Here is a 17,439-nt window from a genome sequence, read left to right as displayed (position 1 = left end):
GGATGAGGCGGGCTTATTTGCCGCGCGGCTTGATGATGTCGCAGGCCGCGGCAGTGCTGCTGGCCCGGGCGTCGCTGGCCAGCAGCGCCCGCACGCCGCAGATTGACCCGAACATGCGCTTGCCGTCGTGGCCGACGCCGCCGACCTCGAAGGCGGTGTGACGCAGGGGGACGGGCTTGGCGCCGCGGGTAGCCAGCACGTGTTCGTACTGGACATAGCCCGTGCCGCGCGCCAGCCGCGTGGCGCCCTGGGCTTCGGCGCCGCAGGCCTTGTCCAGCAGCCGGTGCTCGGGGTTGTTGTCCGCGCCGCCCAGCAGGTAGACCACATCGCGCGACGCGTAACGCACGAAAAGGCGGGAATCATCGGATTCGCGGGCGTAGGCGGGCAGCTTGTCGGTGCCGTACTTGTACTGGTTGTAGGTGGGGCAGATGCCGCGCTCGTACGGCGCGTAGCCCTTGCCGTCGGCGCGTGGCCGCTCGTTGGTCAGGTACAGATAGGAAGACGGGTTGGCGACGACGTAGCGCATGGCCAGGCCGTCGCGGCGCAGCACCCCGTCCACGTTGTTCAGCACCGCATACCGATGCACCAGTTGCGCGCCGGCCGAATGACCGGCCAGTACGAGACCGGTAAGAGCTGGCAGGCGCTTGCGGTCGTTCAGGCTGCGCAGCAGGTCGTCCAGGACCTGAAACGAAGTGACGGGCGCAGGCCGGCCGGTGGCCTGGACGCTTTCCTGGCCGTCTTCCCAACTGGCCTTGCGCCAGGCCGCCATACCCGAGAAACCCGAGTCGATCGACCCGGAAAACCGCGGGGCAAGAACCAGCGTGTCGCTCGCGCGCCCGGGATCGGCGGCCACCAGCGCGGCGGCGGTTTCGTAGTAGTTGTCGGCGTCGCGCTTGACGCCGTGGATGACGATGAGCACCTGCTTGATGCCGCGCAGGTCGTCCTTGGCCAGATCCCGGTTGGCGTAGACCGGCATCTTGTACCGGTGACCGGGCCGGCCCAGTTCAACGGCCTGCCAGCGCAGCGGCGCCGCGCGCTTGGGCGCGGGCGTGGCTTCGTCGTAGTCGTAGGGGTCGGGCAGCGGCGTTTGCGCGCGCGCGGCGCCGCACGCGAGCATGGCGACGACGGCAAGCGATGCCGCCAGCGCGGTGCGGGACAGGGAAGTGGCAGGCGGGCGTCGCATGGCGCGGCGACCGCTCAGCAGCTTTCGTGTCCCAGCAGTTGCTTGAGCGCGGGCAGGTCCAGGATGCGGACTTCGCGCTGGTTGATCTTGATGAGGCCGTCGCGGGCAAATCGCGAGAACAGACGGCTGACCGTTTCCAGCGTCAGGCCCAGGTAGTTGCCGATTTCTTCGCGGCTCATGCGCAGTACGAACTCGGTGGACGAATAGCCCAGCGAGGCATAGCGCTGCGACAGGTTCAAGAGGAACGCGGCCAGGCGCTGTTCCGACCGCATGGACCCCAGCGAGGCCAGCATTTGGTGCGAGCGGGTGATCTCGCGGCTCATGAGGCGGCGGAACTGCTGTTGCAGTGACGGCAGGTGCGACGCGACGCGATCGACTTCGTTCAGGCGGATGACGCAAACCTCGGAGTCTTCGAGCGCCACGGCGGCCGACACGTGCTTGCCGTCCAGCATGCCGTCCATGCCGACGATTTCGCCGGGCAGATGAAAGCCGGTGATCTGGATCTGGCCGGTGGCGTCTTCAAGCTGCGTCTTCAGGCTGCCGAAGCGCACGCCATAGACGGCGTCGAGCGGATGATCCAGCGAATAGAGCGTCTTGCCTTTTTCCACGCGGACGCGCTCTTTAACCAGTTCGTCCAGCTTTTCGACTTCGGCGGCTGCCATGCCCACGGGAACGCAGACGTGACCCAGCATGCACGTGGAACAGTGGGCGGCATCAGGGGCAATGGGGACCCGTTTTTGCATACGATGACCTTTAGAGTGCCCATTGCGCGGCGGGCGCCGGAACGGGTGTGAAGCACGAGACAGGCATCTATTGTAGTCCGTTGTTACTACGGGTGTCTTACCGGGCGTCCTGCTTTGTTCTGGAAAGGCGGTGAGCGATCCAGTCGTCCCCCGCAATATCGACCGCCGCGGCCCGCAGCGCGGGGTCGATCGGATAGTACGCGCAGGGCAGAAGACCCGTCGCGCCGGGGCCTTCCAGGCGGGCGGAAACCGTCCGGCGCACGAAGCAGCCGGGCTTGCCGGGCTCGTATTCCTCGATCTCGTCCATCAGGGCAATCAGCGCCGGATCCACCCGGTAGACATCGCCGCGTACGCGCCGTCCGTCGTCCACGGGGATCAGGCCGGGCCAGTCGCCGAAATCGACCAGCATGCCAGGCACGCTGGCCGGTCCGACGTGGCTGGCGGCCGGCAAGCCGCGCGCCTCGGCGGCGCGGGCAAGATCGTTGATTTCGCCGGCCCGTAGGGTGCCGTACACAAAAACGTATATGCTCATTGCTCTGTTTGCTGGTGCACGTCGAAGAAAACCATGAGGGCCGCCGGGTGTTGAAATTGTCCCATCCGGCCACATATTCAGGTTATCGAGCCAGCCGGCACGGATCGGTCAGGCTCCCCACAAGCCAATACGACCATTATGCGATTCGACAAACTGACGACCAAGTTCCAACAAGCGCTGGCGGACGCGCAAAGTCTCGCCGCCCGCAACGACCATCCCTACATCGAACCCGTCCACGTGCTGTCCGCCCTGCTGTCGGATGCTGACAGCGGTGCAGGCAGTCTGCTGGCGCGTGCCGGCGTGGCGGTCAACCGCCTGGGCCCGGCGCTGGAGTCCGCCCTGAAGGGGCTGCCGCAGGTGCAGGGAGAAGACAACGTCCAGGTGGGCCGCGACCTGCAGGGCGTGCTGACCCGCACCGACAAGGAAGCCGCCCGCCGCGGCGACACCTACATCGCCAGCGAACTCTTTCTGCTTGCACTGGCCGACGACAAGGGTGAGGCCGGCCGCATCCTGCGCGATGCGGGCCTGCAGAAAAAGGCCCTTGAAGCCGCGATCGACGCCGTGCGCGGCGGCGAGAACGTCTCGGGCGCGGAAGGCGAGGCCAACCGCGAAGCCCTTTCCAAATACACGCTGGACCTGACCGAGCGCGCCCGGCAGGGCAAGCTGGATCCGGTCATCGGCCGCGACGACGAAATCCGCCGCACCATCCAGATCCTGCAGCGCCGCACCAAGAACAACCCCGTGCTGATCGGCGAACCCGGCGTCGGCAAGACCGCCATCGTCGAAGGCCTGGCGCAGCGCATCGTCAACGACGAAGTGCCGGAAAGCCTGCGCGGCAAGCGCGTGCTGTCGCTGGATCTGGCGGCGCTGCTGGCGGGCGCCAAGTTCCGCGGCGAATTCGAGGAACGCCTGAAGGCCGTGCTGAAAGAGCTGGGCCAGGACGACGGCCGCAACATCGTGTTCATCGACGAGCTGCACACCATGGTGGGCGCGGGCAAGGCCGAAGGCGCGATGGACGCGGGCAACATGCTCAAGCCGGCGCTTGCGCGCGGCGAGTTGCACTGCATTGGCGCCACCACGCTCGACGAATACCGCAAGTACATCGAGAAGGACGCGGCGCTTGAGCGGCGCTTCCAGAAGGTGCTGGTCGACGAGCCCGATGTGGAATCCACCATCGCCATCCTGCGCGGCCTGCAGGAACGCTACGAAATCCACCACGGCGTCGAGATCACCGACCCGGCCATCGTCGCGGCCGCCGAGCTGTCGCACCGCTACATTACCGACCGCTTCCTGCCCGACAAAGCCATCGACCTGATCGACGAGGCCGGTGCGCGCATCCGCATGGAGATCGACTCCAAGCCGGAAGTGATGGACAAGCTGGACCGCCGCATCATCCAGCTCAAGATCGAGCGCGAGGCCGTCAAGAAGGAAACGGACGACGCGTCCAAGCGCCGCCTGGGCGTCATCGAGGACGAGCTGCAGAAGCTGCAGCGTGAATACAACGACTTCGAGGAAATCTGGAAGGCCGAGAAGGCCGCGGTGCAAGGCACGCAAGCCATCAAGGAAGAGATCGACAGCGTGCGCGCCGAAATGGCGGAGCTGCAGCGCAAGGGCCAATTCGACAAGCTGGCCGAGCTGCAGTACGGCAAGCTGCCGGACCTTGAAGCGCGCCTGAAGGCCGCCGAGGTGGGCGCCGCCGAGGCCGCCGAAAACGCCGAAGGCGACGAGTCGCGTCCGCGCCTCTTGCGCACGCGTGTCGGCGCCGAGGAAATCGCGGAAGTCGTGTCGCGCGCCACGGGCATTCCCGTGTCGAAGATGATGCAGGGCGAGCGCGAGAAGTTGCTGCACATGGAAGAGTTCCTGCACAAGCGCGTGGTGGGCCAGGACGAGGCCGTGCGCCTGGTGTCCGACGCCATCCGCCGTTCGCGTGCGGGTCTTGCGGATCCGGCCCGCCCGTATGGCTCGTTCCTGTTCCTGGGCCCCACCGGCGTGGGCAAGACCGAGCTGACGCGCGCGCTTGCCGAGTTTCTGTTCGATTCTGAGGAGCACATGATCCGCATCGATATGAGCGAGTTCATGGAGAAGCATTCGGTGGCGCGGCTGATCGGCGCGCCGCCGGGATACGTGGGCTACGAAGAGGGCGGCTACCTGACCGAGGCCGTGCGGCGCAAGCCCTACAGCGTGGTGCTGCTCGATGAAGTCGAAAAGGCGCACCCGGACGTGTTCAACGTGCTGCTTCAAGTGCTGGACGACGGCCGCCTGACCGATGGCCAGGGCCGCACGGTGGACTTCCGCAATACCGTGATCGTCATGACGTCGAACCTGGGTTCGCACCATATCCAGACGCTGGCTGGCCAGCCGTACGACGTGGTCAAGGAAGTGGTGTGGGATGAACTCAAGCAGACGCTGCGGCCTGAGTTCCTGAACCGCATCGACGAAGTCGTGGTGTTCCATGGCCTGGAAGCGCAGCACATCGAGTCCATCGCCCGCATCCAGCTTCGCCGTCTGGGCGAACGCCTGGAAAAGCAGGAGATGCGGCTGGAGGTCACGGAACCGGCGCTGGCGGAACTGGCCCGCTCCGGCTTCGATCCGGTGTTTGGCGCACGGCCCTTGAAGCGTGCGATCCAGCAGCAGATCGAGAACCCGGTGGCGCGCCTGATCCTGGAAGGCAGGTTCGGCCCGCGCGACGTGGTGCCGGTGGACTGGCAGGACGGCCAGTTCGTCTTCACCCGCACGTTGCAGTGATCGCGCTGCAATAAGCAAAATGCCCGGCATAAATCTGCCGGGCATTTTTTTTGTCCACGCCATGGCGCCGATAACCTCGGCGCCGGCGCGGGCCAGTCAGATTAGTTCGCGACCGTCACGAACACCGGGTTCGAGTAGAACCACAGGTCGTTGTAGTTGCGGGCGTTGATGGCGTTGAAGCGCGCCGCGTTGTCGGCAAAATCGACCTTGGCATCCGGCAGCGGTTCGCCCGCTGCGGTTTCGCCGGCCACGTCCACGCCCAGATTGGTGCCGCGCAAGCGCAGGTACTGGCTCTTGTCGGCGGTGATCGTGGTCGTGATGACGTTGTAGCCGTCCTCGTCCACCTTCCAGTCGGCCTTGGTGAAGCGGGCCAGCACGCGCGTCGAGGGGTTGGTGTCGACGTCGTATTCCGGGGTGCCGGACTTGGCGCGCTCGGTCACGTCGCCCACGATCAGGTCCACGTGGTTCACGGTGGGCTTGACGTAGGTGGGGTTGCCGCTTTCGATCGGGTACTCGTAGTTGTTGCGCTCGGGGCTGCGGAAGCGGATGGTGACCTCGACCTCTTCACCCTTTGCCGCCTTGAGTTCACCGCCCATGTGCACGGCGCCGGCCGCGCCCTTGGCCTGGAAATCCAGCGCGTCGATCAGGTCGCCGAAGACGCCGAACATACGGCCGCTCTTCAGGCCGGCCACCACGGCCGCCATGTCGTCGCCGTCCTTCCAGACGTGCGTCTTGGAGTACTCGCCGGGCGCGTAGCCGCTGCTGTACAGACCCTGGCTCGTGCGGAAGTGGTAGTCCGAATCGGCCACGTTCCAGATGCGGCGGCCTTCGCCCAGCAGCGCGTCCCACGTGCCGCCCAGATGCGCGACCAGGTAGTCGGCGCCGCCATAGGTGCGGTTGGGCAGGAAGGGGGTGGTGTAGGCGGTGGCGTAGCCGCCACGGTCCGGCTCCATCTGGTTGCCGACCATGCCTTCGATGGCGAAGAAAACGTTCGGGGCCAGGTCGTTCATCTCGCGCAGCTGGCCGATGGTGTACTTGCCCGCGTAGCGCGACGGGTGGTTCAGCAGCATGTAGCTGTCGGGGTACTTGTCGCGCAGCCACTTCAGCGCGGCCAGCGAGTCGGCGTGCGTGGTGTAGGCGCGCGTTTCGCCGGACAGGCGCGAGACCAGCAGCGGGTCGAACAGGTTGGGGTCGCGGTTGGTGAACAGGTATTCGAACTCGGCCACGGCCTCCAGCGACTTGGGCGACTGCGGATCGTTGTAGCCGATGCCGATGTTCACATGGTCATGCGTGGGCATGTCCCATTCGAACGACGAGAAGATGATCTTGCCGGCGTAGCGGCCCGCGGCCTGCGCCTGCTTGATGTAGGGCGCTTCGTACTGCGCCATGCCTTGCGAGAACGGAATCGATCCGCCGGGCAGGTTGACGCCGGTATGGTCGCGGGCGGACAGGCGCAGATGGTTCGAGATGGCGGCCCAGTCCAGCTTGTAGCGGTCGAACGCCTGGTCCAGCGCGCTTTCCAGGCTGACCTGCGCGTCGTCCGACTGGAACGTGTGCACGTGCAGATCGCCCGTGGACCACGCGCCCGTCTCGACCGGCTTGGGTTGCTCTGTGGGCGGGGTGGGGTCAGTCACGGCGGGTGGCGTCGGCGCGGGGGCGGCCGCCTCATCATCGTCATCGCTGCCACCGCAGGCGCTCAACAGGGTTACGCAAGCCAGCGACAAGGGCATGATGGCTCGCCGCAGGCGGGATACTTCGAACTGCATCTACAACACTCCAACGTCATGACGGCGTGCAACACGCAAGCCGCGAAGCGCGCAACTATGCGGGCGGGGAATGACGTGGGAATGACAGTGGCGCTATTTCATTTTGGACCGGGCTTCGGCCAACGCCTGCGTGATGATGGCGTTGGCGGTCCAGCGCACGACGTCGGTGACCTCGGGCAGGTCGAGCTTCCAGATGTCCTTGAGCACGAGGAACACCTCGGTGCCGTACACAAGCGACAAGGCCTGCGCGACGCGGTCCTGCTGCGCGGGCGTGAGCTCCGCGGCCAAGGGGGCGATGGCGCGCCTTAGGATGTCGACGCGATGGCCGCGCACCAGTTGAGGCTCGGCGCCCGCCTTGCCGGCGCTGGCCTGCGCATGCTGTTGCAGCGACACCTGAATGGCGGCGCGTAGCGGCGCCTCGTGCGCCGCCAGCCGCGGATACGCGAAGCGCAGCAGCTCATCGACGCGTGCCGCCGCGTCAGGTGCGTCGGAATCCCAAGCAAGGATGGGGCCCAGGCTTTCGTCCACCACGGCGGCGATCAGCGCGCTCTGGCTGGGAAAGTAGCGGTAGGCGGTGGCGCGCGAGACATGGGCATGTTCGGCCAGCTCGGCGACCGAGGGCGTGACGCCCTGCGCCATCAGTTGCTGGGCGGCGTCGAGCAGGGTCTTGCGCATCCGGGCGCGCGGTCCGTGCGGGGGTTCGCCGCTGGCGGCCGCCTGCGGGCTGGCGGGGGCGATCAGCTTCGTGCCGGCGGCTGCCGCGGGCGCCTTGCGGGCAGGGGTTTCGGATTGACGTGAGACTGGTGTCTCAGTATGATTCTTTCGTCTCATTTCTGGATTCTACAGGCCTTTGGCCTCACATATCGAGGCGCGCACGCAGTGTAGCCGCCCGCGGAGGAGTCATGACGCATACCAAGCAGCGGGTCTTTGTCGCCGCGACCTACGACACCAAGGGCCACGAGGCCGAATACGTGGCGGATCTGCTCCGGCGCGAGGGGCTGGACGTGGTGTCGGTGGATGTCTCGACCTCGGGCGCGCCCAGCGCCGCGCAGGTCTCGGCGCAAGAGGTCGCGCGCAGCCATCCGGACGGCGCCGCGGCGGTCTTCACGGGCGACCGCGGCACGGCAATTGCGGCGATGGCCCTGGCGTTCGAGCGCTACGCCGCCGGCAACGCCGATATCGGCGCACTGCTGGGCTTGGGCGGATCCGGCGGCACGGCGCTGATCACGCCGGCCATGCGCGCGCTGCCCATCGGCACGCCCAAGGTGATGGTGTCCACGATGGCGTCGGGCAATGTCGCGCCTTACGTGGGGCCGTCGGACATCGCGATGATGTACTCCGTGACCGACGTCGCGGGCCTGAACCGCATCTCGCGCCGCGTGCTGGCCAATGCGGCCGGCGCGATCGGCGGCGCGTTCCGTCAGGCATTGGCCGCAGCGGCTGACGATGGCCGGCCGGCGGTGGGCATCACCATGTTCGGCGTCACCACCGCCTGCGTGCAGCAGGTGACGCCGCTCCTGGAATCGCAATTTGATTGCCTGGTGTTCCATGCCACGGGGACGGGCGGGCAGTCGATGGAAAAACTGCTGGACAGCCGCCTGCTTGCCGGCGTGCTGGACCTGACCACCACTGAAGTCTGCGACCTGCTGTTTGGCGGCGTCCTGGCTTGCACGGACGACCGCTTCGGCGCGGTGGCGCGCACGGGCGCGCCGTATGTCGGATCGTGCGGCGCGCTGGACATGGTGAACTTCGGCGCGATGGACACCGTACCCGAGCGCTACCGCAGCCGCCGCTTCTATCCGCATAACCCGCAGGTCACGCTGATGCGCACGAAAGCCGAGGAAAACACGCGGCAGGGCGAATGGATCGCCGACCGGCTGAACCGTTGCGACGGCCCGGTGCGCTTCCTGATCCCGGAAGGCGGCGTGTCCGCGCTGGATGCGCCGGGCCAGGCGTTCTGGGATCCCGAGGCCGACGCAGCGCTGTTTGCCGCGCTGGAGGCCAACGTGCAGCAGACGGCAGACCGCCGTCTGATCCGCGTGCCTTGCCACATCAACGATCCGCTGTTTGCCAAGACGGCGGTCGACCACTTTCTTGAAATTGCCGCACATTGAAGGATTGCCGCCATGCCGCGTTTTGACCGTAACGAACTGCTGGACAAGTTTCGCGCCATGGTGCGCGCGCGCACACCCATCGTGGGCGGGGGCGCGGGCACCGGGCTGTCGGCCAAGTGCGAGGAAGCGGGCGGCATCGACCTCATCGTGATCTACAACTCGGGCCGCTACCGCATGGCCGGCCGCGGCTCGCTCGCCGGTCTGCTCGCGTATGGCAACGCCAACGAGATCGTCGTGGACATGGGCCGCGAAGTGCTGCCGGTGGTCAAGAAGACGCCGGTGCTGGCCGGCGTGAACGGCACCGATCCGTTCTGCGATTTCGACGTGTTTCTGGATGATCTGAAACGCCAGGGTTTTGCCGGCGTGCAGAACTTTCCCACCGTCGGTCTCATCGACGGCAATTTTCGCGCCAATCTTGAAGAGACCGGCATGGGCTATGCGCTGGAAGTCGACATGATCCGCCTGGCGCACAAGAAGGGCATGCTGACGACGCCGTACGTCTTCAACGAGGACGATGCCGTGGCCATGGCGCGGGCGGGCGCGGACATCATCGTGGCGCACATGGGGCTGACCACCGGCGGGTCCATTGGCGCGGAGACGGCGCTGACGCTGGATGATTGCGTGGGCGCCATCGACCGCATTGCCGAGGCCGCGTTGGCGGTGCGCCCGGATATCATCGTGCTGTGCCACGGCGGCCCGATCGCCACGCCCGAGGACGCGGCGCACGTGCTGCGCGCGTGCAAGCATTGCCACGGGTTTTATGGCGCCAGCTCGATGGAGCGCCTGCCTACCGAACAGGCCCTGACGGCCGCCACGCGCGAATTCAAGAACCTGACCTTCTGACCTGCATTGCCGCAGTTTCCACCCTGATTCGACGCGCACTGCGTCCGCCGGAGCCGATATGCCGCATACCGTACACATCACCGCCATCGTCAACGCGCCGCTGGACAAGGTCTGGCCGCTGTTCCGCGACTTCAACGGCCTGGGCGGCTGGCATCCGGGCGTTGCAGAGAGCCGGCTGGAAGAGGGCGGCCGCCATGACGCGGTGGGTTCGGTTCGGCATCTGACGCTCAAGCCTTCTGGCTTCGTGCGCGAACAGTTGCTGATGCTGGACGATCCGAATACCGAGTTGCGGTATTCGATCATCGAAACCGACCTGCCGATGCGCGATTACGTCGCGGGTGTGTCGCTGCACCCGATTACCGAGGGCGGCGGCACGCTGGTGCAATGGTGGGCTGATTTTCGCGTTGAGGGCGCGGCGTTGAGTGATGTTGCCGCGGCGGTCGGGCAGAACGTGTTTGCGGCGGGATTGGCTGCGCTGGATGAGAAGCTGCGGGCGGGTGGCTGATAACTTTTGGACGACGGTGTCTGACACCCGGGTAGCGTCGGGTCGAGCTTGCGGCAGCGTTTCAGGGGTGTCAGACACCTTTGCGCGAGGTGGTGGCGGTGTCTGACACCCTGGTGAGATCGGCTTGCACTTGCGGCAGCGTACCTAGGGTGTCAGACACCTAATGGCATTGGCGGCGCCGATCAGCGCGGTGGTGACGCCCGCACACCTAGTGCTTCTGCCGCGCAGCGGACAGGCGGCGGCAGCCTGCGGGCAGCTGGGCCGTGCGCAGGTAGTCGTGAATTGACGCGATCAAGGCCTGTGCGGCCGGGCTCAGTGGGTATTCCTTGTTGCGGATGATGCACAGCGTGCGCACCACCGTTGGCCGTGCCAGCAGCGCGTAGCCCAGTCCCGGCTCCATCACGCGTTGCGCGGCCAGCGCCGGCAGCAGGGCCACGCCCATTCCCGCCTTGACCAGCGCTGCCTGCGACGTTGTGCTGGATGCCTCATAGAACGGCGCCGCCGCCTCGATCGGCAGATCGGCGCGGGCGCGCAGCAGCGCCATGATGCCCGTTTCATCCACCACCCCCACCAGCTTGCGGCCGGTCAGGTCGGACCAGCGCATGGCGCCGTCGCGTCCCGGACGCAGGGTGGCGTCGTCCTGGCGGTATAGCACGCCGAAACGGTCTTCCAGCAAGGCGTCGAATTGCAGGCCGGGGGCGTCGGCCCAGCGGCTGGTCAGGCCGAAATCGACCTCGCGCGCGGCCACCTTGCGCTGGATGCGGCCGGAGTTGTCGTCGCTGAGATAAAGCCGCACGGCCGGATACTGCGCGGCGAACACGGCGGCCGCGGGTGCGATCAACTGCGTGATGGCCGACGGCGCGGCCGCCACGCCCACGCGTCCGCGTTCCAGGGCGCCAAAGCGCACCACGTCCTCGATCACCCCATCGAAATCCGCCAGCAGCCGCATGACGCGCGGCAGGAATTCCTCGCCGGCCGGTGTCAGCAGCACGCGCCGGCTGGTGCGCGCAAAGAGCTGGGTGCCCAGCGCATCTTCCAATTGGCGCACCAGGCTGGTGACGGACGATTGCGTCTGGAACAGGCGCTTGGCGGCATGCGTGAAGCTGGACTCCTGGGCCACGGCCACAAAAGCGGTCAGGTGCTTCAAGGTGACGTGTTTGGGCAGGCGATGCATTTCAAAACGCGATAGATGGATCAATAAAAACAATTTTTCCAGATTGATCGCGCGGACGATACTAGGTCCTTCACCAAGGCAGGAACACCATGCAGGGGACTTTGGATCTGATCATCGAAGGCGGCTGGCTCATCGACGGGCTGGGCGGCCCGCGGCGGCGCGCCGACGTGGGCGTGGCGGGCGAACGCATTGTGGCGATCGGCGACTTGGCCGGGACGGCGGCGGTTGCTCGCGTGAATGCCGCCGGCAAGATCGTCGCGCCCGGCTTCATCGATGTGCACGGTCACGACGATCTGATGTTCGTGGAAAAGCCCGACCTGGCGTGGAAGACCAGCCAGGGCATTACCTCGGTCGTGGTGGGCAATTGCGGCGTCAGCGGCGCACCCGCGCCGTTGCCGGGCAACACGGCCGCCGCGCTGGCGCTGCTGGGCGAGACGCCGCTTTTTGCCAGCATGACGCACTATTTCGACGAGCTGCGCGAGCGCCAGCCCGTCATCAATGTGGCCGCGCTGGTGGGGCACGCGAACCTGCGCCTTGCCGCGATGCGCGATCCAACGGCGCAGCCCACGCCCGACGAACAAGCCGCCATGCAGCAGATGCTGGCCGACGCGCTGGATGCGGGCGCCGTGGGCTTCAGCACCGGTCTGGCGTATCAGCCGGGCGGGGCGGCGCAGCCGCCCGAGCTGGAAGGGCTGGCCCGCGTGGCCGCGGCGCGCGGCGCGATGCACACCAGCCATATCCGCAATGAGGGCGACGCGGTCGAGGCGGCCGTCGACGAGGTGCTGGCCATTGGCCGCAACACCGGCTGCGCGACCGTGCTGTCGCATCACAAGTGCATGATGCCGCGCAATTGGGGCAAAAGCGCCGTCACGCTTGCCAACATTGACCGCGCCCGCGCCGAGGGCGTGGACGTGGCGCTGGACATCTACCCGTATCCCGGCAGTTCCACCATCCTGATTCCGGAGCGCGCCGACACCATCGACGACATCCGCATCACGTGGTCGACGCCCCACCCCGAATGCAGCGGCGAATACCTGAGCGATATCGCGGCGCGCTGGGGGTGCGACAAGACCACGGCAGCTGAACGCTTGTGCCCGGCCGGCGCGATCTATTTCGCGATGGACGAGAACGAGGTCCGCCGCATCTTTCAGCACGAGTGCTGCATGGTCGGATCCGACGGTCTGCCGAACGACGCGCATCCGCATCCCCGGTTGTGGGGCAGTTTCACGCGCGTGCTGGGCCGCTACGTACGCGAGGCCCAGCTCGCCACGCTGGAGGCGGCGGTGGCCAAGATGACTGCGTTGCCGGCCCGCGTCTTCGGGCTGGCGGACCGAGGCCAGATTGCCGTGGGCGCGTGGGCCGACATTGTCGTGTTCGATGCCGAGACGGTGATCGACCGTGCCACGTGGGAAGCGCCGACGCTTGCGTCTGCCGGCGTGGAACACGTGCTGGTCAACGGCACGCCCGTTTTTCCGGCCGCGGCAGGCACGTCGCGTCCCGGCCGGATTCTTTGCCGCGATCAGGCCGCGGCAAAGCCGCTTTCATGACCACACGCTTTTCATAACAACAGCCCTACCAGGAGACCCACCATCATGTTCCGCAAGACTTGCGCCGCCCTGGCGCTGGCCGCCGCGCTGCCGTCCGCCCACGCCGCCTTTCCCGACCGCCCCATCACGCTGATCGTGCCGTTCCCGGCGGGCGGCCCGACGGACATCGTCGGCCGTGTTGCCGCGGCCAAGGCGGGCGAGATTCTGGGCCAGCAGATCGTGGTGGAAAACCGCACGGGCGCGTCGGGCACTATCGGCATGGCGGCCACCGCACGCGCCAAGCCGGACGGCTACACCGTGGGGCTGGCCACCGTCAGCACGCACGGCACGGCGCCGCATCTGTTTCCCAATCTGGCCTACGACCCGGTCAAGGATTTCACGCCCATCAGCAACCTGGTGACGAGCCCCAACATCCTCAGCGTGAATCCGAGCTTTCCGGCCAAGACGCTGGCCGAGTTCGTGACACACGTGCGCGCCAATCCCGGCAAGGACGGTTACGCGAACGCGGGCGCGGGCGGCGTGAACGACCTGGGCATGATCTGGTTCCTGCAGATCATCGGCGGCAAGATGAACAGCATTTCGTATCGCGGTTCGGCCCCGGCGCTGACCGACACGGTGGGCGGCGTGGTGCCGGTGATCTTCGACAACTTTCCGTCGTCGCTGCCGTACGTCAAAAGCAATCATCTCAAGCCGTTGGCGATTACCGGGACGGCCCGCAATCCGCGCCTGCCGGATGTGCCGACGTTTGCCGAGCAGGGCTACAAGGACTACGACGTGACGGCCTGGTACGGCGTGGTCGGTCCAGCCAACATGCCGGCCGACGTGCGCGACAAGCTGGCGGATGCCTTTGCCCGCGCCGTGCGCGATCCGGCGACGGCGGCAAAGATGGAAGAGACGGGCGCGTTCCCGCTGGGCAACACGCCGGCGCAGTTTGGCGAGCAGATCAGCACCGAACGCGATCGCTGGAAGACGGTGATCGAGCGCGCGCAGATCAAGCTGCAGTAAGGGCCTGCGAAACGCAAGAACGCTGGCGCGTCTTCAGTACACGTCGCGCCGGTAACGGCCGGCGTGCTGCAGGGCTTGCAGGCGGTCCGCGCCCAGGATGTCCTGCAGCGCGGCATCCACGCCGCCCGCCATGCCTTGCAGGCTGCCGCAGACATACACGGCAGCGCCGGCGTCCACCCAGGTGCGCACAGCGTCCGCCTGTTCGCGCAAACAGTGCTGCACATAGCGGCGTTCGGCCTGATCGCGTGAAAACACCGTATCCACGCGTTCCAACGTGCCGTCTTGCCGCCACGCGTCGATCTCTTCACGGCAGAACCCGTCGCAGGCGGCATTGCGTTCGCCAAAGACCAGCCAGTTGCGGCGTTGGCCGGCGGCGCGGCGCGCTTTGATGAGCGCGCGCAGGCCCGCAAGGCCGGTGCCATTGCCGATCAGAATCAACGGGCGGTCGTCAGCCGGCGGGTGGAAATTGCGGTTCGCGCGCACACGCAGCGCGATCTCGTCGCCCGTCTGCGCTATGTGCGTGAGCCAGCCGCTGCCCAGGCCCAGCGCGCCGTCGGCACCGCGCATCTGGCGCACCAGCAGCTGGATGGCGCCGTCGGCGGGCAGCGACGCGATGGAGTATTCGCGATGCGCCTGCAACGCGCCGCCGCGTTCACGACGGGGGCCGATTTCTGCGATGTCGCCCGCCTGCCATGCGGCCGCGTTCTCGGGCGGGGGCGTCAGCGTCAGCAGGAAGCAGGGGCCGCCCTGGCTGCCGGGATTCAGCAGCGTCCGGCTGGCCAGGCGCCAGGTGTCATAGACGGGCGCCTCCCAGTCAGGCAAATCGCTGCGGCCGGCCAGCAGGCCCAGGTGATGCTGCCAATGGCGCAGCGCGGCCGCGTCGTCGTTGTCGACTTCGACCAGGTCGAACAGCGGCGTCGCGCCTTGCGCGTGCAGCCACTCGTTCAATCGGTGGCCAAAGCCGCAGAACTGTGCGTATTCGCTGTCGCCGAGCGCCAGGACAGCATATTGCGCGCCTGCCAGTGCGGCGCCTTGCTGCGTCTCTTGCATCTGGCCGGCAAAGGCCGCCGCCGCATCGGGCGGATCGCCCTCGCCATAGGTGCTGACGACAAACAGCATGCGCCGGTAGGCGGCCAGGCGTTGAAGGTCCAGTTGACACAGCGAGGCGACGCGTACGGTCAGGTCCCCGGCGCGCAGAGAGTCGGCGGTCTGCATGGCCAGCGACTCGGCGTAGCCGGTCTGGCTGGCGTAGGCCACCAGCACGGCGTCGTCGGACGCCGGTGCGTCGAGCGCCTGCATCGCCAGCATCTGTTGCGCCTGTTGCCGGCGGGCGCGCTGCCAGGCCCACAGGCACAGCAGCAGCCAGGTCAGCACCACGCACGTTGCCGCGATCAACCGGGTATGCAACATGGGCATTCAGGGCGCGAGGGCCAGGGCCTCGAACTGCGGCGTGGCCATGACGCGCCACGCGTCTTCGCCGCGCACGATGAACAGCGCGGCAAGCGCATGGCGGCGCGCATAGGCCATCCCATCAGCTTCGCCCAGCACTGTCAGCACGGTGGCCAGCGCGTCGGCCTGCATGCAAACGGGGTGCAGCACGGTCACCGAGGCCACCGCATTGCGCACCGGGTGGCCGGTGCGCGGGTCGAGCGTGTGGGCGTAGCGCGCATCGCCGTCGCCCGCATGGCGCCGGTAGTCGCCCGACGTGGCGATGCTGCAATTGTGTAGCGGCAAGGCCAGCGCATGCTCGTCGCTGGCGTCGGGAACCTCGATGGCCACACGCCAGGATTGTCCGTCGGGACGTTTGCCGCGGGCGCGCAATTCGCCGCCGACTTCGACCAGGTAATCGGTGATCCCCAAGGCGTCGAGCGCCATCGCCGCGCGGTCCACGCCGTACCCCTTGGCGATGGACGACAGGTCCAGATAGACGCCGCCGGGCTGCCAGGCGGCACGGCGCTCTTCGTCCAGCGGCACGCGCCGCCAGCCGCAGCGATCACGCGCGGTCTGGATGGCGGCGGGCGAGGGCGGTTCGAAGGCGCGCTGGTGCGGCCCGAAACCCCACGCATTCACTAGCGGCCCCACGGTGGGATCGTAGGCGCCGCCGCTGTCCTCGGCCAGCATCAGCGCATGATGCAGCACATGGAGGAACTCGGGCGGCAGCGCCTGCCAGCCGGGCTCGGCGCGGTTGTAGCGCGTGATGTCCGAGTCCGCTTCCCAGGTGCTCATCTGCGCGACGACCTGATCCAGCGCGGCCTGAATACCTTGCCGTGCCGATGCTTCCGTTACGCTCGCGGGCAGCGCCAGGCGCGCGGACCAGGTGGTGCCCATGGTGGCGCCTGCCAGCGCGGCCGGGCGCGCTGGCATTGCGCCGTAGGCGACGCGAACGGCCGACGCCGCCGCGTTGCGCGGTGCGAAGGAAGGGGAGGTCGCCACGCGCGCGCCTTTGCCTTACGGTTGCAGCACTTCGACGGTGCCGGCGTACGACAGGCGGCGCTTCTTGGCCTGCGGCACGGTGACCTTGGCGTCTTCCATGCCGGCTTCGATCCAGTACAGGCCCGGCTGCGGCCACTTCACCGAGAACTTGCCGTCCTGGTCGGTCTTCAGTTGGATTTCGCCGACCTTGTCGCGATAGCGGCTGCCGCCGGGCACCACGTTCACCTCCAGGTCCGCGGCGGGCTTGCCGTCCAGCAGCATCTGGAACGTGGCGGCCTCATCGGTGAAGAGGTCATTCGGGTGCGTCACCGGCGCCAGCTCCAGGCCGCGTCCCACGGGCTTGAGGGCCGACGGCTTGCCGGCAGTGACGAAGGTCTCGACCCGGCCCAGGCTTTGCGAGACTTCAAGCTCGTCGGCCTTGGCCGGCACGGCCTGCGCCATGCCTTCAACCTTGCCGAAGTAGCGCTTGTTCTTGCCGTTTTCCTTCCAGCGCGCGAACACGCCGTCGTTGACCACGGCAACGCGGTAGGTGCCGGCTTGCTTGATCTGCAGGTCGAACGTGCTGCGCAGCTTGCCGCGGTTGATGTTCTCGGCTTCGGCGGCATTGCCGTCCGGCGCGGTGACGGTCAGGCCGTCCAGGCGCAGCGGCGCGTGGTTGAAGTAGAACTTGTCGTTGCCGACCGCGGCGTCCACGGTGATCCAGCTGTCGGTACCCGACAGCACCGTCGAGGACGGCACGATCCAGACGTCATGGGCGTGAGCGGCAAAGGGCAGGCACAGCGCCAGGGCGGCGGCCAGTTTGGCGGCGGATTTCATCGTTGCGTTCCTTGCGTTTCGAAAGGGGCTCGT

General features: G+C 67.2%; 15 protein-coding genes. 6 read left to right on the top strand and 9 right to left on the bottom strand.

Going from position 1 to position 17,439, the window contains the following annotated elements; genetic code table 11:
- Positions 1–13: 13 nt before the first annotated feature.
- From ASD71_RS10125 to ASD71_RS10115, 3 genes are all read right to left on the bottom strand, one after another.
- Positions 14–1,183 carry a hypothetical protein gene (locus ASD71_RS10125; RefSeq protein ID WP_056562797.1) on the bottom strand — a complete coding sequence of 390 codons (1,170 nt, stop codon included), beginning with the start codon at positions 1,181–1,183 and terminating at the stop codon, positions 14–16.
- A 14-nt stretch (positions 1,184–1,197) separates the two neighbouring features.
- The gene (fnr, locus tag ASD71_RS10120; RefSeq protein ID WP_056324138.1) at positions 1,198–1,926 is read right to left on the bottom strand and encodes a fumarate/nitrate reduction transcriptional regulator Fnr; all 729 of its coding nucleotides are present in this window, start codon (positions 1,924–1,926) and stop codon (positions 1,198–1,200) included.
- Positions 1,927–2,023: 97 nt separating this feature from the next.
- Positions 2,024–2,458, bottom strand: a complete 435-nt coding sequence (locus ASD71_RS10115) for a gamma-glutamylcyclotransferase (RefSeq protein WP_056562795.1) — start codon at positions 2,456–2,458, stop codon at positions 2,024–2,026.
- A gap of 138 nt (positions 2,459–2,596) precedes the next feature.
- On the opposite strand from ASD71_RS10115, the gene clpB reads away from it, so the two are divergent.
- A complete protein-coding gene (gene clpB, locus ASD71_RS10110) occupies positions 2,597–5,203 on the top strand; it encodes an ATP-dependent chaperone ClpB (protein ID WP_056562793.1) in 2,607 nt (868 codons plus the stop codon).
- Positions 5,204–5,304: 101 nt separating this feature from the next.
- Here the strand turns inward: clpB and ASD71_RS10105 are convergent, their stop codons facing one another.
- Together ASD71_RS10105 and ASD71_RS10100 are read right to left on the bottom strand one after the other, a co-directional pair.
- Positions 5,305–6,969, bottom strand: coding sequence for a hypothetical protein (locus ASD71_RS10105; protein WP_056562792.1), 1,665 nt, complete (start codon positions 6,967–6,969; stop codon positions 5,305–5,307).
- A gap of 93 nt (positions 6,970–7,062) precedes the next feature.
- On the bottom strand, positions 7,063–7,710 hold the full coding sequence (locus ASD71_RS10100; RefSeq protein WP_056566726.1) for a TetR/AcrR family transcriptional regulator: 648 nt from the start codon (positions 7,708–7,710) through the stop codon (positions 7,063–7,065).
- A gap of 161 nt (positions 7,711–7,871) precedes the next feature.
- Here ASD71_RS10100 and ASD71_RS10095 point away from each other — a divergent pair, with 161 nt between their 5' ends.
- Genes ASD71_RS10095 through ASD71_RS10085 form a run of 3 tightly spaced genes read left to right on the top strand, consistent with a single transcriptional unit; the run spans position 7,872 to position 10,431 of the window.
- Entirely contained in the window at positions 7,872–9,083 is a 1,212-nt protein-coding gene (locus tag ASD71_RS10095) for a Tm-1-like ATP-binding domain-containing protein (protein WP_056562789.1), read from the top strand.
- A gap of 12 nt (positions 9,084–9,095) precedes the next feature.
- Positions 9,096–9,926 (top strand): phosphoenolpyruvate hydrolase family protein, encoded by an 831-nt coding sequence (locus ASD71_RS10090; RefSeq protein ID WP_056562787.1) that lies wholly within the window; start codon positions 9,096–9,098, stop codon positions 9,924–9,926.
- Between the two features lie 58 nt (positions 9,927–9,984).
- On the top strand, positions 9,985–10,431 hold the full coding sequence (locus tag ASD71_RS10085) for an SRPBCC family protein (RefSeq protein WP_056562784.1): 447 nt from the start codon (positions 9,985–9,987) through the stop codon (positions 10,429–10,431).
- Between the two features lie 208 nt (positions 10,432–10,639).
- On the opposite strand, the gene ASD71_RS10080 is transcribed toward ASD71_RS10085, so the two are convergent.
- On the bottom strand, positions 10,640–11,605 hold the full coding sequence (locus ASD71_RS10080) for a LysR family transcriptional regulator (RefSeq protein WP_056566724.1): 966 nt from the start codon (positions 11,603–11,605) through the stop codon (positions 10,640–10,642).
- Positions 11,606–11,694: 89 nt separating this feature from the next.
- Between ASD71_RS10080 and ASD71_RS10075 the strand changes: the two genes are divergently transcribed.
- A complete protein-coding gene (locus tag ASD71_RS10075) occupies positions 11,695–13,152 on the top strand; it encodes an amidohydrolase family protein (protein WP_056562781.1) in 1,458 nt (485 codons plus the stop codon).
- Between the two features lie 45 nt (positions 13,153–13,197).
- Complete coding sequence (locus tag ASD71_RS10070; RefSeq protein WP_056562778.1) at positions 13,198–14,157, top strand: tripartite tricarboxylate transporter substrate binding protein BugE; 960 nt, start codon at positions 13,198–13,200, stop codon at positions 14,155–14,157.
- 33 nt (positions 14,158–14,190) lie between these two features.
- On the opposite strand, the gene ASD71_RS10065 is transcribed toward ASD71_RS10070, so the two are convergent.
- Genes ASD71_RS10065 through ASD71_RS10055 form a run of 3 tightly spaced genes read right to left on the bottom strand, consistent with a single transcriptional unit; the run spans position 14,191 to position 17,406 of the window.
- On the bottom strand, positions 14,191–15,567 hold the full coding sequence (locus ASD71_RS10065; RefSeq protein ID WP_156395111.1) for a sulfite reductase subunit alpha: 1,377 nt from the start codon (positions 15,565–15,567) through the stop codon (positions 14,191–14,193).
- Positions 15,568–15,573: 6 nt separating this feature from the next.
- Complete coding sequence (locus tag ASD71_RS10060; RefSeq protein ID WP_082578850.1) at positions 15,574–16,590, bottom strand: FAD:protein FMN transferase; 1,017 nt, start codon at positions 16,588–16,590, stop codon at positions 15,574–15,576.
- A 15-nt stretch (positions 16,591–16,605) separates the two neighbouring features.
- A complete protein-coding gene (locus ASD71_RS10055; protein ID WP_056562772.1) occupies positions 16,606–17,406 on the bottom strand; it encodes a DUF4198 domain-containing protein in 801 nt (266 codons plus the stop codon).
- Positions 17,407–17,439: the final 33 nt, after the last annotated feature.

Origin of the sequence: Achromobacter sp. Root565 (assembly GCF_001427425.1) — a bacterium.
GTDB classification, from domain to species: Bacteria; Pseudomonadota; Gammaproteobacteria; order Burkholderiales; family Burkholderiaceae_B; genus Achromobacter; species Achromobacter spanius_D.
The sequence above is the reverse complement of the archived record's forward strand: the minus strand, read 5'-3'. Positions and strand labels throughout refer to the sequence as shown.